Genomic DNA, 15,160 nt, shown 5'->3' with positions numbered 1-15,160 from the left:
CGCCCCGAGCGCTCCCGACCACTAGAAGGGCGGGGGTTCGTCCGGCGGTGGGTGATGCGCGGGATTCCGTCCGGCGAGGACCGTCTCGAGGTGGTGCTCGACGGAGCTGACGTTCTCGCGTTCGTCGCGCTCACGGACGAGGGCGTCGAGGTGTGCGGCGCGCAGCCGTTCGCGTCGAGCGTGTTCCCTCTGGAGTCGGGTGGGGCCGCCGGGTGAAGGCGCCTTCCGTTGCGAGGCGGCTTCGGGTGTGGTCCAGGCGATCCGGGCCAGGTCGGGGAACATGGCCAGGATGGTGCGGGTGGGGTCGACGATGATCCGCTCGCCGGTAGGACCGATCCAGAGAATGCGGCCGTCGGGCAGGCGGGCATCGGTCCACAGGCCGGCGGTCTTGAGCTGGTGGTGGGGCAGACAGAGGGGCTGGCCGTTACCGGCGGTGGTGGCGCCGCCGCGGGTGGGGTCGCGGTGGTCGTATTCGCGGGCGTGGTCGATCTGGCAGCGCGAAGCCGGCCGGGTGCACAGAGGGAAGACGCAGCGCGGGTAGAGCAGCGCGAGGTAGCGGTTGAGATCGGCGGAGAACCGGTAGCCGCTGCTGCCCTGCGCGATCACCAGCGCCCGCGGGCTCACCGCTGTCAGGGTGGGTTTGGGCAGAGCTGTCCCCTCTACGGCAGCGATCGGTTCGTCGTCCGGCGAAGACGCACCCACAGCGGAGGGCTTCACCTCCGCCGGCGACGCGGGATCCGATGCGGTCGAACCTGCTTCGGCCGGTTCGAGTTCCGGCGCTGCGAGGTCCGATGCATCCTGTTCCGGCGCACGGGGATCCGACGAATCCTGCTCCAGTGCATCTGGTTCCGGCGCGCCGGGTTCCGACACACCAAGATCAGTCTCGGTCGGGATGATCAGGAAAGCGCGCGGGTCGGTCGGCATCGGAAGATCCGCGTGGCAGCAGCGCGCGGCGAGCAGGACACTCGCGGGGGCGCGGCGCGTGACGTCGAGTCCCGGCGAGCGGAACCAGACCGGCCGCGGCGGCCGAGGCGACGGCCGGGCCGGGGGGTCAGGCTGCTCGCGGTCGACTTCGTGATCGGCGCCGACGAGCGACACCTCATCCGCAGCAGGCCACGCCCCGCCGGTGCACGCGGCATCAACAACGGAATCGGCAGCTTCGTCAGCCGGAACGCTCGCTGCGCCGGCGAGGTCAACGCTCGACTCGACGCCGCTCCTCGGCTCCGGATCGCTCGCGGCCGCGGTGTCTGCCGCGACGCCCTCCGATTCAACCTCGGCTCCGTCGGGGAGCTCGTCGCCGAAGGGGCGCAGGACCGCATCGTCGCGGGCGGCGAGATCGCGGGCGTACTGCGCGGTGATGGGACCGTGCCCGATCAGAAACCCCGCATCGCTGTTGCCCGGGTCGGCGAGGGTCTTCTCGTTCACCACCACGTGGATCAACGTGCGGTACCGGGTCACCACCCGCACACCCTCGTCGTCCGAGCCTGCATCCCCCACCGGGCGGGCCTCCTGCAACGGGCAGCCCGGCACCGTGCACCAGCAGCCCAGCGTGACGTACCCGCGAACCAGCATCATCAGCCCGTCCGCCCGCCGCTGCGCCGCCGTCCGCGGGTCCGACTCGCACACCGTCTCGGCGATCTCGTCCACCCGCACCCCGAGCTCGAGGCCCTCATGCGCCGTCAGCAGCGCGTACGCCGCCGCCATCCCGTCCTCCGCCGGACGGAACGTCACCCGACGGTCCTCCTCCGCCATCCGCCGCCGACGCTCCGCCGCCACCGGATCGATCTCGTGAACGAGGAGATCGGCCGCCTCCCGCAACGCCGGAACCGACACCAGCTGCAGCGGATCCGCGGTCAACAGATCCGCGAGCCGCTCATCGAACTCCACCGCCTGCGCCCCGGTCAGAGCCCGCGCGCGGCTCAGCGCCTCCATCCCACCCCGCGGAGAGAGCACATTGCGGCCGATCAACGCGAACACCCGCGGCAGGCGTTCGACGAAACCCACCGCCTGTTCGATCACCGTCTCCGTGGCCGTCGGCCCGATCCGCAGCGCCACCGAGATCTCCGCCTTCACGGCCTCGTAGGCCAGCGACAGCTCCCGCCGCACCGCATAGAAATCCGCGCCACCGATCGGATCCGATGCCAGGAATGCCGACTCCCGCTCCCCGTACCGGTCTCGGAACAGCGCATACACCGCCGACATCGTCCGACAGAACGCAACGCACTCCGACCGTCGCTGCGCCACCAGTACCGACTCCAACACCCCGGAACCCGCCGCACCGTCGGCCAACCCCGAAGGCACCAGAGCCTCCGGCAGGTTCGTCAACGCGCCGGGTCCGTTCATGCCTTCATCGTACTCTTGTTCGATGTGATTGCAAGAGCCGAACATGAGGGATCGCGCGAACTTGTCGGTGCCGGGGAGCACCATGGAGTCATGAGCGAGAACACCGATCCCCTCCCCGACTGGGCGCCGCTCGTCCGCGGCCTGCACACCCGGTTCCGCACCCGCGACTTCACCGCCGGGCTCGAGCTGGTGACCGCGTTCGCCGCCGCGGCCGAGGCCGCGAACCACCACCCCGACCTCACTCTGCGGTACGGCACCGTCGACGTCCTGCTCTACAGCCACGACGCCGGCGGCGTCACCGACCGGGACCGCCGGCTCGCCGCGCGGTTCTCGGAGATCGCGCGCGAGCGGGAGATCACCGCGAATCCCGGGGAGTCGTCGGTGGTAGAGCTGGGCCTCGACACGGCGGACGCCGCCGAGATCGCACCCTTCTGGTCTGCGGTGCTCGGCGCCGAAGTGCAGGACGACGACGGCGATCTGGAGATCCGCGCGCACGGCGCCGACGCGATTCTCTGGTTCCAGCGCACCGACGCGCACGAGCCCCCGCGCCAGCGCTTCCACCTGGACGTCTGGGTCGACCCGCGGGAGGCGCGGGGCCGCATCGACGCCGCGGTCGCGGCCGGCGGCCGGCTGGTGTCCGGCACGCATGCCCCCAGCTTCTGGGTGCTCGCGGACGCCCAGGGCAATCACGCCTGCATCTGCACCGTGGCCGGCAGGGACTGAACGAGCCGGGTCAGGCCCCGTCGACCCACTCCCAGGTGACAGTGCGGACGTCGGTGCCCTCGGCGCGCCGCAGGCGGACCATGAGGTGTCGGTCGGCGAGGCGCTCGGCCACGCCCTCGCCCCACTCCACGACGACGACGCAGTCCTCGAGGTCAGTGTCGAGGTCGAGCGCGTCCAGCTCGTCGAGGCCGCCGAGGCGGTAGGCGTCCACGTGGACGAGACCCGGGCCGCCCGACGCGCCCGGACGGTGCTCCCGGGCGATGATGAACGTCGGCGACGAGACCCGCCCGGTCACGCCGAGCCCGGCGGCGATCCCGCGGGTCAGCGCGGTCTTCCCGGCCCCGAGCGGACCGTCGAGGATCACGAGGTCGCCCGCGGCGAGCTCACCCGCGAGCTCCCGGCCGAGAGCCTCGGTGTCCTCCACCTCGGGCAGGACCCGCTCGCCCCGCACCGGTCGGCTCACTGCGGCACCGCCCGCGCGACGAGGTCGGCGATCGCCCGCGCCACGCGCGGCGCGGACTCGAGGATCAACATGTGCCCCGTCTCCGCGAGCACGATGAGCTCGGAGTCGAGTTCGTCGGCGAGCGCCTTCGACTTGCTCAGCGGCGTCATCCAGTCGTGGTCGCCGCACACGACCGACGTCGCGATGCGGCGCAGCACCGGGAGCGCGCCGCGCTCGTCGTACTCCTCCAGCGCGGGCATGAAACCCGCGTAGGTGCCGAGCGGCGCCGACAGGCTCATGGTCGACGAGAAGTCGGTCATGGTCGCGCTCCGATCGCCGGGCGCGTAGGCGCCCGCGGTGACGAACGGCGTCGCGAGCGGCTTGATCACCTCGCGGCCCCGGCCGACGACCGAGGGCAGGAAACGGATGGCCGCGCGCATCACGTCGAGCACCGGGTTGCGCAGCGCCGCAGCGAGTCCCACGTCGGTGAGGGCGTGCGACGCGGTTCCGAGCAGCGAGGCGCCGACCACCCTCGGGCCGACCATCTCGGGATGTCCGGTCGCGAACGCGCAGATCGCCATGCCGCCCATCGAGTGCCCGGCGAGCACGACCGGCCCCTCGGGCACAAGGGCCCGCAGGACGGTGGCGATGTCGTCGCCGAGCAGGGCGACGGTGCTCTGCTCCGGTGTGCAGGAGCCGGAATCGCCGTGGCCGCGACAGTCGGGGAAGACCATCCGCACGTCGTCGCCCCAGCGGGCCTGCAGTTCGTTCCGCACCAGCACCCAGGACGCGGTCCGCAGCGTGAAGCCGTGCACGAACAGCACCGTCACCGGCGCGGTCCGGGGGCCGACCTCGCGGACGTGCAGCGGCACACCGTCGGGGCTCATGACGATCGACTCGCGGTCGGACCGGAACACCAGGTCGTCGGGCGAGACGGGGTCGTCGCCCGCGCCGCGGACGCCGAGAACCCTTGCGGCGGCGGCGATCCCCGTCAGTGCGGCGACGGCGACGCCGGTGCCGAGGCCGGCGAGCAGGGCGGGCCCGGGCAGGCGCTCGGGGATGTGGATGCGGCCGCGGTCGTCGTTCACAGTTCCCCCGTGTAGGTCCGGACGGCGCGCCCGCGCACGCCGGTGAGGATCTCGTAGTCGATGGTGCCGACCTTCTCCGCCCAATCGGCGGCGACGTCGGCGCCCGGCGCGTCGCCGAAGAGGACGGCGGTGTCGCCCTCGGACACCCCGCCGCCGTCGGGCCCGAGGTCGATCACGCTCTGGTCCATGCAGACTCGGCCGACCTGCGGGAAACGCCGGCCGCCGATCGCGACCTCGATGCGGCCGCTCAGCGGGCGCCACACCCCGTCCGCGTACCCGGCGGGGATCAGCCCGACGACGGTGTCGCGCGGCGCGATCCAGCTGTGCCCGTAGCTGACCCCGTCGCCTGCGCGGATCCGTTTGATCAGGATGACGGGCGCGGCGAAGGTCATCGCCGGCCGGAGCCCGAAGTCCCTGCCGGGCACCGGGACTCCGCCGTAGAGGGCGATGCCGGGGCGGACCAGGTCGAAGTGCAGGTCGGGGCGGGTCAGCGCGGCCGCGGAGTTCGCGGCGTGCACCTGCGTGGGCGTCAGGCCGTGCGCGCGGGCGTCGGCGACGGTGGCGGCGAGCGCCTCGCGCTGGACGTCGAGGAACGGGTGCTCCGGCTCGTCGCCGTGGGCCAGGTGGGTGAAGACGCCCTGCAGTTCGACGGTGCCGGCGCGCTCCGCCTCGACGAGCGCGTCGCGGGTGGCGGCCCATTCGGCCGCGGAGACGCCGTTGCGGCTGAGCCCGGTGTCGATCTTGGCGTGCACCGTCGCGGGCCGCCCGACGTTCTGCGCGGCAGCCACGACGGCGGCCAGCTGGCGCGGCGAGCTGACGCCGATCCGCACGTCGGCCTCGATTGCGCGCTCGAAGCCGCTCGTGCTGAGCCAGCTGAGCAGCGGCACGGTGACGCCGCCCTCGCGCAGCGCGACGGCCTCGTCGACAGTGGTCACGCCGATCTCGGTGGCGCCGCCGGCGAGCACCGCCCGCGCGACGGGCAGGGCGCCGTGGCCGTAGGCGTCGGCCTTGAGCACCGCCATCACCGCGGCCCCCGGCGCGTGATCCGCGACGATCCGCGTGTTGTGCGCGACCGCACCCAGGTCGATCTGCGCGGTCAGCCGCTCCAGCCCGGTCGCGGGAATCGATGTCTTCATGGCGCCGCTCAGCCTAGTCGCGCAGCACGTCGCGCAGGACGCGCGGCACCGCCGCGCTGATCGGGCCGGCGTGCGTCGGGGCGCCGCCGGCGGCGCGGGCCGCGGCCAGGCCGTGCACCCGCGCGGCGCAGGCGGCCGCGTCGAGCGGGGCGAGACCGGAGGCGAGGAGCTTGCCGACGAGCCCGGTCAGCACGTCGCCCGATCCGGGCGTCGCGGCCCAGGACGAGCCCGCGGTGTCGGCCACGACGGTGCCGTCGGGCGCCGCGATGACGGTGACGTGCCCCTTGAGCAGCACCGTCGCATCGAGGTCGCGGGCCGCCTCGCGGACGGCCGCGACCCGGTCGTTGCCGACGGGGCCCACGAGCCGCGCGAACTCCCCGGCATGCGGGGTCAGCACCGTCGGCGCTGTGCGGCCCGCGAGGAGGCCCGGGTGCTCGGCGAGCAGCGTGAGCGCGTCCGCGTCGAGCACCGTCGGGAGGTCCTGGTCGAGGACCCGGGCCAGACGGTCCGCGGCCGCACCGTCGACGCCCATGCCCGGACCTGCGGCCCACGCCTGCACCCGTCCGGCGCCCGCGACGTCGTCGCTCGCGACTGCCTCGGGCCAGGCGGCGAGGACGGCGGAGCGGGCGGAGCCGGCGAACCGGACCATGCCGGAGGTCGCGCGGATCGCGGCCCCCGTCGCCAGCACGGCGGCGCCCGGGTACGCGTCGCCGCCGGCGACGACGCCCAGCACGCCGAGGCTGTACTTGTCGTCGGCGGGGCCGGGGACGGGCCAGAGCGCGGCCAGGTCGGCGTCGTCGTAGGCGCGCAGTTCGCCCTCACCGAGCGCGAGGCCGATGTCGACGAGCTCGACCCGGCCGCACTGCGCGGGGGCGAGCGCGTGCACGGGCTTGAGGGCACCGAAGGCGACGGTGACCGCGGCGGTCACGGCGGGGCCGTGGACGACGCCGGTCTCGACGTCGACGCCCGACGGCGTGTCGGCCGCGACGATCGGCGCGGCGATCCCGGCGACGAGGTCCGCCGCCTCCGGGCGCAGCGCGCCGCGCGCGCTGATCCCGACGATGCCGTCGACCACCAGGTCCGGACGGCGCGGCACCGCGACGACCCGCCCACCCGCGCGCTCGAGGGCGCGGAGCCCGGCGGCGTGCGCACGGTCGGGGGCGAGCAGCACCGCCTCCACGGCAACGCCGCGACGGCGGAGGAAGGCACCGGCGAAGAGCGCGTCGCCGCCGTTGTCGCCGGAGCCGACGAGCAGCGTCACCCTCCGGCCCGCGGTGCCGCCCGTGTGGTCGACGAGTTCCTGCGCGCAGACGCCCGCGAGTCCGTACGCGGCGCGGCGCATGAGGGCACCGTCGGGCAGGGCGGCGAGGAGGGGCGCCTCGGCCGCGCGCACGGAGTCGGGATGGTGGAAGTGCCGCACGCCGCCACGGTACGGCAGATCGGCTAACGTGAGCTGCGTGACTGACGCGGGCAAGCTGGTGAAGAAGCTGCAGAAGCGCGGGCCGCACCGCGTGCTCAAGGGCGACCTGGGCGTCGCGGGCCTGCCCGGCGTGATCTACACGCCCGAGAGCGGCTCGAACCTGCCGGCGGTGGCCTTCGCGCACGACTGGCTGACGCCGTCGAAGCGCTACTCCAAGACGCTGGAGCACCTCGCCTCGTGGGGCCTCGTGGTGGCCGCGCCGGACACCGATGGCGGCATGCTGGCCTCCGACGGTCGCCTCGCGATCGACCTGGGCACCGCGCTCGACGTGATCACCGAGGTCCGGCTCGGGGACGGCGCGATCACCGTGAACAAGGCCAAGCGCGCCGTGGTCGGCCACGGCTGGGGCACCGGGGCGGCGCTGATCGCCGCCGCGGCCGACTCCCGCGTCGAGTGGCTCGCCGCGCTGTTCCCGGCGCCCACGTCGCCGCAGGCGGAGAAGGCCGCGACCGGCACCCACGCGAACGCGCTGATCCTGGGCGCGCCCGGCGACGAGCACTCGATGACCTCGAACGCCGGCGTCCTGTCGCTGCGCTACGCGGGGCCGACGGAGCTGCGGATCGTGCCCGGCGCCGAGCCCGGCGGCCTGGCGGAGGGCATCTCGCTGCGTGGCGCCCTCGGCGCGGGCGGCTCCGACAAGTCGACGCAGAAGATGGTCCGCGCGCTGCTGACGGGTTACCTGCTCGGCGGGCTCGCCGACGACAAGGAGTACAAGGTCTTCACCGAGGTCGGCGCGGACCTCGGCGACAGCTCGTACGTCTGGGACCCGAACGCCGAGCCCGAGCAGCCCAGCGCCCTGCAGCGCCTCCGCAGTCTGGCCTGAGTCCCCGCGCCCGGCGCTCGCCCGCGCTCAGCCCGCGCTGAGCCACGACTCCGGCTGCTCCGTGCGTGTGATCACCGGGATCGGCTGCGTGACCTCAGCCGGTTCCGGCGCGACGCCCGCGACGCGGAGCAGCTCGTCGAACAGGTCCTGCCGCTCGGCGATGCGGATCGCACGGGCGTGGTCTTCGGGGCACGGGTCGGTGCTGCTCATCGCCTCTCCTAGCTGCCGCTGACGGCGAATTCGGCGCCGGTGCCCTGGTCGGCGGATTCGCCGGGCGGGCACGGTTCCTCCGCGGGCGCGGGGTTCTGATCGCCGGTGTTCGACGGTTTCGCCGGGGCCGCCGGCGCGGTCGGGACGTTCGGCACGACCGGGCTCGGGGCGGCCGACGGGGTCGCACCACCGCCGGTACCGCCGCCCGCGCCGGACGGGGACGCAGTGGCGGGCGTTGCGCCGCCGCCCGTTCCGGCGTCGTTCTGCGTCGGCTTCGTCTCGCCCGGCTTCGCGTCGCCGGTCTTGCCGGTGCCGTCCTCGCCCTTGCCGCCGGCACCGGTGCCGTCCTTGCCGTCGCCGGTCGTGCCGTCGACGGGGGTGAGCTTGCCGTCCTCGCCGATCGTGAGCGTGGCCTTCTCAGCGACGGTGCCGTCCGGCTTCTTCGCGGTGACCTCGACGGTCTTGCCGTCCGGGCTGAGGGTCGCGGTGACGGTGCGCCCGAGGGCGTCGACGCCGAGCACCTTCTCGCTCTTGGTGTCCTTGTCACCGGCCTTGTCGGCGCCCTTGTCGCCGGTCTTGTCCGTGTCCTTGCCGTCGCCGGTGGACTTGTCGCCCAGGCCGAGCTGTTCGGCGATCTTCGGGAGCAGCTGCGAGAGCCAGGACGGCGTGCCGCTGCCCGTGCCGGTACCGGTGCCCGTGCTGGGTGTCGCGGTCGACGGGGTGGTGCTCGCGCCGGTCGTCGTGGGCGAGGTCGTCGTGCCGGTGGTCGTGGGGCTGGTGCTGGTCGGGCTCGTCGTCGTGCCGGTCGTAGTGGGGCTGGTGCTGGTCGGGCTCGTGGACGTCGGGGACGTGCTGGACGGCGACGACGTCGTGGGTGACCCGCCGCCTCCTCCGCCACCGCTGGTGACCGGCGACGCCGTGGTCGGGCTGGTCGGGGTCTCGGTGCTGGTCGCCGTGATCGTGCCGAACGACGGTGCCGGGAACGCCGACGAATCGATGCCCTTCGCCGCCGCCGGCACGGTCGCGTAGGCCGCCTGGACGGCCGAGACCGCGGTCGCCACGACCTGGTCGAAGCGCGTGAGATCCTTCGCCAGCTGGGCCTCGAACCGCTCCACGGCCGCCGAGGCCCCGTCGACGGAGACGAGCGCTCCGAGCGGCCCCAGGGCCACGGAGGCCATCAGTCCCCCGGCGATCTTGGCGCCGTCCCAGAACCCGACGTCTCCCAGACCGAACGACGCCTTGTCGAACTCGCTCAGGTCGGAGATCTTCGTGGCGACGGCGGCCACCACGGCGTCGGGCACCGCCTCGGCTGCGGTGGCGGTCCGCTCCAGGATCGTGGCGACCGGCTCGCTCCGGGTCTGGTGCGCGTTCAGGGTGGTGACGGCCTGCCGGCCCGCGTTGTCGGGCCACGCCGTCTGCACGCTCGTCCGCGCTGCGGCCTGATCCGTCACGGCCTGCGTGGCCGCCGTCGCCTGTTGCCGCAGCATGACGGCGTCACCCCGGAGCGAGGCGAGGTCGATGCCGCGCTCGTTGTCGTAGTTCCGGCAGACGTGGTCCCGCCAGTCGGGCCACTGCTTGCTCGAGATCCTCTTCGCCAGGTCGAGCATCTCCTTGAAGTACTGCAGGCAGCCGGCGCCCCCGTCGAGCATCTGGTCGACGGTCTGCTCCGCCACGGATCAGGCCCCGGTGACCGCGGCGGCGCCGCTGTCGTCGGTGGACTTGTGCGCCGACGCCGAGGTGGTCAGCCCCGTACCGCAGGCGCGCGAGCCCACCTGCCATGCGTCGACGCCCTTCGCCAGGCTCTCCATCGTGGCGGCGTAGGCGGCACCGTCGGACTGGTACTTCCGCCCGAAGTCACCGGCCTCCGCGGTGAAGCCGCGGACACGACCGGCGACGGTACCGAGGTTGTCGGCCACCATCGAATAGCTGCCGCCGGCCTTCGACACCGCGGCCGGATCGATCTTCGTGCCCATGCGATCCCCCTCGCTCACACGTCCCCTTACTCATTGGACGCACCAGCGGGCGGATCGGTTCCCGGAGTCTCCTCAGATCGCGCCGGCGGCCCGGACCGCGTCCAGCAGTCCGGCGGGGCGGTCGTCGACGGGGAGCGGCTCGACCTGCGCGAAGCCGCAGCCGATGGCGCGGGAGGCACCGTCGGCCTCCTCGCTGTCGCCGACCATGAGCACCTTCTCCGGCGGCAGGCCGAGGGCGGCGGTGGCGGCCTGGAAGACGGCGAGGTCGGGCTTGGCGTGGCCCACCTCGAAGGAGAGGACGAACTCGTCGACGAGGCCATCGATGCCCTCGCGCTCGAACGCGGGGCGGATGTCGTAGCCGATGTTGGAGAGCACGCCCACCTTCAGGCCGGCCTCGCGCGCGGCGCGGAGGACGGCGGCGGTGTCGGGGTAGATCGACCAGTTGAGCGGGTTGGAGAACTCGCCGTAGAGCCGCTCCCGCTCGCCTTCGTCGGCGACGCCGGAGCGCTGCAGGACGTGCAGGTAGGCGCCGCGGTGGTCCGCGGAGGAGAGGTCGCGGGCGTGCCACGTCCGCAGGGCGTCGCCCTCCATCGGCACCGGAACGCCGACGGGCACCGTCATCCGGTACAGGAGCTCGCGCTGGGCGGCGTCGTCGAGCTCGCGTCCGTCGGCGGCGGTGAGCCCCGCGAACCACGCCGGGTCCGGCTCCAGCCGGAACAGCGTCCCCGAGAAGTCGAACAGCACACCCTCGTAACCGGTCATAGCCACACGCTACCGGTTATGAAAACGTTTCGACAGCGGGCTTCAGGAAATGAGACCCGCGAGGCGCTCCGCGGTGCCGCGGGCGACCTCCTCGGTGGGCGCCTCGACCATGACGCGGACCAGCGGCTCCGTGCCCGACGGGCGCAGCAGGATCCGGCCGGCCTCGCCCAGCGCGGCCTCCTCCGCGGCCAGCGCCGCGACCAGGTCCGACGAGGCCATCGCCGCCGCCTTATCGATCACGCGCACGTTGACCAGCACCTGCGGCAGCACGGTGAGCACAGACGCCAGCTCGGCCAGCGAGGAGCCCGTCTGCGCCATCCGCTCCATGATCTTGAGCCCCGTGAGCACGCCGTCGCCCGTGGTGCCGAGCGCCGGGAGCACGATGTGCCCCGACTGCTCGCCGCCCAGGGCGTAGCCGCCGGTGCGCAGCTCCTCGAGCACGTACCGGTCGCCCACCGCAGCGGTCCGCAGCGTGATGCCCGCGGCCTTCATCGCCAGGTGCAGGCCGAGGTTGCTCATCACCGTCGCGACCAGCGTGTGGTCGGTGAGCTCCCCCGCCTCGTTCATCGCGATCGCGAGGATCGCCATGATGGCGTCGCCGTCGATGGTGCGGCCGGCCGCGTCGATCGCGAGGCACCGGTCGGCGTCGCCGTCGTGACCGAGGCCGAGGTCGGCCTCGTGCGCGAGCACCGCCGCGCGCAGGCTCTCGAGGTGCGTCGAGCCGCAGTCGCGGTTGATGTTCAGGCCGTCGGGCGCGTCGTGGATCGCGATGACCTCGGCGCCCGCGTCGCGGTAGGCCTTGGCGGCCACCGTCGAGGCGGCGCCGTTCGCGGCGTCGACGACGACCTTCAGGCCCGTGAGCGGGACGTGCACCGCGGACTCGAGGTGCGCGACGTACCGGTCGACCGCGTCGAAGGCGCGCTTGACCCGGCCGATCGCGGCGCCCGTGGGGCGGGGCGGGGCGGGATCGTCGAGGGCCGCCTCGATGGCGTCCTCCTGCGCGTCCTCCAGCTTGTGCCCGCCGCGGGCGAAGAACTTGATGCCGTTGTCCGGCATGGGATTGTGCGAGGCGGAGATCATCACGCCGAGCGCGGCGTCGTACTCGGCCACCAGGTGGGCGACGGCGGGCGTGGGCAGCACGCCCACGAGCAGCACGTCGACGCCGGCGCTGGTCAGGCCCGCGGAGACCGCGGCCGACAGCATCTCCGACGAGGCCCTCGGGTCCCAGCCGACGACGGCGAACGGCCTCGTCCGGCCCTCGAGATCATGCGCACCGAGCACCGCCGCGGCCGCGGCCGACAGCCGCAGCGCCAGGTCGGCGGTCAGATCCTTGTTGGCCAGGCCGCGCACACCGTCGGTCCCGAACAGACGCCCCATGGGTCAGTACCTCACACGTAGAGATGGGTGGAAACGAGACCAGGGCAGGCGCCCGCACGGATGCGGGTGCCTGCCCTGGTGAAAGCCTGCAATCAGCGCTTGCTGTACTGCGAAGCCTTGCGGGCCTTCTTCAGGCCGTACTTCTTGCGCTCGACGGCACGCGGGTCACGCGTGAGGAAGCCGGCGCGCTTGAGCGCGGGGCGATCCTCGGGCGAGACCTCGATCAGCGCGCGGGCGATGGCGAGGCGCAGCGCGCCCGCCTGGCCCGACGGGCCGCCGCCGGTGAGGTTGGCGGCGATGTCGAAGGACTCGAGGCGCTCGACGGTGACCAGCGGGGACTTCACCAGCTGCTGGTGCAGCTTGTTGGGGAAGTAGTCCTCGATGGTGCGGCCGTTCAGCACGAAGTTGCCGGTGCCGGCGGTCAGACGCACGCGGACCACGGCCTCCTTGCGGCGGCCGACGGTCTGGATGGGGCGCTCGACGACGACGGGGCCACGGGGGGCGCGGGTCTCGGCCGAGGCCTCGGGGGTCTCCGAGGTGTACTCGTTGGGAACGACCTCGGCGTCGGTCTCGTTGTTCTCGATCGTGTCGCTCACTGCTGCGCCACCTGCTTGATCTCGTAGGGAACCGGCTGCTGCGCGGTGTGGGGGTGGTTCGGGCCGGCGTAGACCTTCAGCTTGCCGCCGATGGCGCTGCCCAGCTTGTTCTTCGGGATCATGCCCAGAACAGCCTTCTGCACCACACGCTCCGGGTTCTTGGAGCCGAGGACCTCGCTGATGGTGCGCGAGCTCAGGCCGCCCGGGAAGCCCGAGTGGCGGTAGTGCCGCTTGTCGGTGAGCTTGGCGCCCGACAGGGCGACCTTCTCGGCGTTGATGATGATGACGTAGTCGCCGCCGTCAACGTTGGGGGCGTAGGTCGGCTTGTGCTTGCCGCGCAGCAAGGTGGCAGCTGCGACGGCGAGGCGGCCGAGCACCACGTCGGATGCGTCGATGACGTGCCACTGCCGGGTCACGTCACCCGCCTTCGGGGTGTAAGTAGGCACAGGAGATCCTCTGCTCGATGGTTCGATGCCGGTCCCATGTGCGGCAAGAGCGCTCCCGGCGACCAACGGAGACCCGGGGCTCGACTCCGCATCGCACCCCGGTCCTACGACCGGAGGGCAGCGCGGCGCCACACACCAGCGGACCAGAGTACGCGGGTGCCCCGCCGCAGGTCAAAACGGCCTGATCCCTGCCCGACGGTGCCGCGGCTCAGGGTCCGGTAGGGGGCTTTCCCGGATGTGGTGGGGCACCGTCGGGAAATAGCGTCGAGGACATGACCACCCCGACCGTGGAGGCGCCCGCCGCGCCCGCGACCGATACCCCGCCCCCGCGCTGGACCACCGCCCAGCTCATCGGCTTCCGCCTGCTCTTCACCCTGGGCGGCGGCCTGACCATCCTCTCCGTCTTCGGCAGCCTGCAGTTCGCGCCCGTGATGTCCGTGGTGCAGGGCCCGTTCGCCCGGCTCGGCGCGCTCGTCACCGGCACGGAGCTGCAGCTCCCCGAGCTGAACAGCTCGGGCGATTCGATGGGCATCTGGCAGTACCACATCGGCTGGGCCGTGGTCGCCGTCGTGATCACCGCCGTCTGGACGTTGCTCGACCGGGGCCGTGGCGACTACCGCAGCCTCGGCGGGCTGCTCTGGCAGGTCGGCCGGATCGCGCTGGCGAGCGGCATGATCTTCTACGGCCTGGGCAAGGCGATCCCCACGCAGATGGGCTTCATGCAGCTACCGACCTACGCGCTGCAGCCCGCCGGCGACATCAGCCGGATGAACATGCTGTGGGGCTTCATGGGCGCCTCGGACGGCTACTCGATCGTGACGGGCCTCGTGGAGCTGATCTCCGGCATCCTGCTGCTCTCGCGCCGCACCTGGATCCTGGGCGCGCTGGGCTCGATCGTCTCCATGGTGCAGGTGCTGCTCATGGACAGCTTCTACAACGTGCCGGTGAAGTTCCTCTGCTTCGAGTTCCTGGTGATCGCGATCGCCCTGCTCGCGCCGCAGTGGCTGAACCTGATCCGCGCGGGCTTCGGCCGTGCGACGGGGCCGATGCCCGCGATCTGGCCCGCCGCGGGTTCCGACCGGACGTGGCTGCGCCGCACGGGCAAGACGGCGGCCGTGCTCGCCCTCATCGCGATCACCGGGGTCGGCCTCGCCGCCGGGGTCATGATGAAGTCCGCGCTCTCGGAGACGCGGGGCGACGTCGACGGCACGTGGCACGCCACGTCGTTCCGGGTGGACGGTCGCGAGGCGGCCCTCGCCACCGACCCGGCGTGGATCAACGTGGCCATCACCTACCGCGGTCGCGGGATGTGGGAGGCCGCGGGCGAGACGTACAACGCCTTCGTCACCCAGGACTCCGCGGCACGGGTCACGCCCTGGCTCCTCGACGTCAGCGACTCCGCGCTCACGATCAAGCCGAGCAAGTCCGGCCCCGAGACGGTGCTGCAGTACGCGCAGCCGGACCGCGACCGCCTGACGATCAGCGGGCGGGTCGACGGCCGCGAGATCGTGGCCGCCTACGAGCGGCGCCCGATGAAGCGGGACTCCGAGCCGCTGCGGTTCACGCACCCCGTCCCCGACGAGGACGCACCGACCCTCGACTTCCCCTGAGCCCCGTTACATCTGTCACTAGGAGTGGTCGTGAGCCGGACTTACGATGACGGCATGAGCGCACCCCAGAGCCCCCTGGGCCAGTCCGCACCGTCGAACCATCCCGGGCCGGGGGTGCCGCCCCTGCCCGGGATGGTTCGACGGTGCGGAC

General features: G+C 73.0%; 15 protein-coding genes. 3 read left to right on the top strand and 12 right to left on the bottom strand.

Annotation, left to right across the window (positions count from 1 at the left end; genetic code table 11):
• Positions 1-21: 21 nt before the first annotated feature.
• Positions 22-2,427, bottom strand: a complete 2,406-nt coding sequence (locus LB823_RS21110; protein ID WP_224651219.1) for an HNH endonuclease signature motif containing protein — start codon at positions 2,425-2,427, stop codon at positions 22-24.
• Between the two features lie 6 nt (positions 2,428-2,433).
• Between LB823_RS21110 and LB823_RS21105 the strand changes: the two genes are divergently transcribed.
• A complete protein-coding gene (locus LB823_RS21105; RefSeq protein WP_224651217.1) occupies positions 2,434-3,066 on the top strand; it encodes a VOC family protein in 633 nt (210 codons plus the stop codon).
• A 10-nt stretch (positions 3,067-3,076) separates the two neighbouring features.
• On the opposite strand, the gene tsaE is transcribed toward LB823_RS21105, so the two are convergent.
• From tsaE to LB823_RS21085, 4 genes are read right to left on the bottom strand one after another with little or no spacing between them, the layout of a single operon-like run.
• A complete protein-coding gene (tsaE, locus tag LB823_RS21100; protein WP_224651215.1) occupies positions 3,077-3,529 on the bottom strand; it encodes a tRNA (adenosine(37)-N6)-threonylcarbamoyltransferase complex ATPase subunit type 1 TsaE in 453 nt (150 codons plus the stop codon).
• Entirely contained in the window at positions 3,526-4,596 is a 1,071-nt protein-coding gene (locus LB823_RS21095) for an alpha/beta fold hydrolase (RefSeq protein WP_224651213.1), read from the bottom strand. The genes tsaE and LB823_RS21095 overlap by 4 nt, the downstream gene beginning before the upstream one ends.
• Positions 4,593-5,732: an alanine racemase gene (gene alr, locus LB823_RS21090; protein ID WP_224651210.1), complete on the bottom strand. Its 1,140-nt coding sequence runs from the start codon at positions 5,730-5,732 to the stop codon at positions 4,593-4,595. The genes LB823_RS21095 and alr overlap by 4 nt, the downstream gene beginning before the upstream one ends.
• 13 nt (positions 5,733-5,745) lie before the next feature.
• Positions 5,746-7,152, bottom strand: a complete 1,407-nt coding sequence (locus tag LB823_RS21085; protein WP_224651207.1) for an NAD(P)H-hydrate dehydratase — start codon at positions 7,150-7,152, stop codon at positions 5,746-5,748.
• Between the two features lie 37 nt (positions 7,153-7,189).
• On the opposite strand from LB823_RS21085, the gene LB823_RS21080 reads away from it, so the two are divergent.
• Complete coding sequence (locus LB823_RS21080; RefSeq protein ID WP_308011481.1) at positions 7,190-8,035, top strand: hypothetical protein; 846 nt, start codon at positions 7,190-7,192, stop codon at positions 8,033-8,035.
• A 27-nt stretch (positions 8,036-8,062) separates the two neighbouring features.
• Here LB823_RS21080 and LB823_RS21075 read toward each other — a convergent pair whose 3' ends face one another.
• The 7 genes from LB823_RS21075 to rplM all read right to left on the bottom strand — a co-directional run bounded on the left by LB823_RS21075 (position 8,063) and on the right by rplM (position 13,399).
• Positions 8,063-8,245, bottom strand: a complete 183-nt coding sequence (locus LB823_RS21075) for a hypothetical protein (RefSeq protein WP_224651201.1) — start codon at positions 8,243-8,245, stop codon at positions 8,063-8,065.
• 8 nt (positions 8,246-8,253) lie between these two features.
• Positions 8,254-9,918, bottom strand: a complete 1,665-nt coding sequence (locus LB823_RS21070; RefSeq protein WP_224651198.1) for a hypothetical protein — start codon at positions 9,916-9,918, stop codon at positions 8,254-8,256.
• 3 nt (positions 9,919-9,921) lie between these two features.
• Positions 9,922-10,218: a hypothetical protein gene (locus LB823_RS21065; RefSeq protein WP_224651195.1), complete on the bottom strand. Its 297-nt coding sequence runs from the start codon at positions 10,216-10,218 to the stop codon at positions 9,922-9,924.
• A 72-nt stretch (positions 10,219-10,290) separates the two neighbouring features.
• Positions 10,291-10,980 (bottom strand): HAD-IA family hydrolase, encoded by a 690-nt coding sequence (locus tag LB823_RS21060; protein ID WP_255604193.1) that lies wholly within the window; start codon positions 10,978-10,980, stop codon positions 10,291-10,293.
• A gap of 42 nt (positions 10,981-11,022) precedes the next feature.
• Positions 11,023-12,357: a phosphoglucosamine mutase gene (gene glmM, locus LB823_RS21055; RefSeq protein ID WP_224651189.1), complete on the bottom strand. Its 1,335-nt coding sequence runs from the start codon at positions 12,355-12,357 to the stop codon at positions 11,023-11,025.
• Positions 12,358-12,449: 92 nt separating this feature from the next.
• Positions 12,450-12,953, bottom strand: coding sequence for a 30S ribosomal protein S9 (gene rpsI / locus LB823_RS21050; protein WP_224651186.1), 504 nt, complete (start codon positions 12,951-12,953; stop codon positions 12,450-12,452).
• Positions 12,950-13,399, bottom strand: coding sequence for a 50S ribosomal protein L13 (rplM, locus tag LB823_RS21045; RefSeq protein ID WP_224651183.1), 450 nt, complete (start codon positions 13,397-13,399; stop codon positions 12,950-12,952). Before rplM ends, rpsI begins: the two co-directional genes overlap by 4 nt.
• Before the next feature lie 272 nt (positions 13,400-13,671).
• On the opposite strand from rplM, the gene LB823_RS21040 reads away from it, so the two are divergent.
• Complete coding sequence (locus LB823_RS21040) at positions 13,672-15,009, top strand: hypothetical protein (RefSeq protein ID WP_224651180.1); 1,338 nt, start codon at positions 13,672-13,674, stop codon at positions 15,007-15,009.
• Positions 15,010-15,160: the final 151 nt, after the last annotated feature.

The sequence above is a fragment of the Tsukamurella sp. M9C genome (assembly GCF_020169415.1).
Taxonomy (GTDB): domain Bacteria; phylum Actinomycetota; class Actinomycetes; order Mycobacteriales; family Mycobacteriaceae; genus Tsukamurella.
This window is presented reverse-complemented; position numbering and strand designations above follow the sequence as displayed.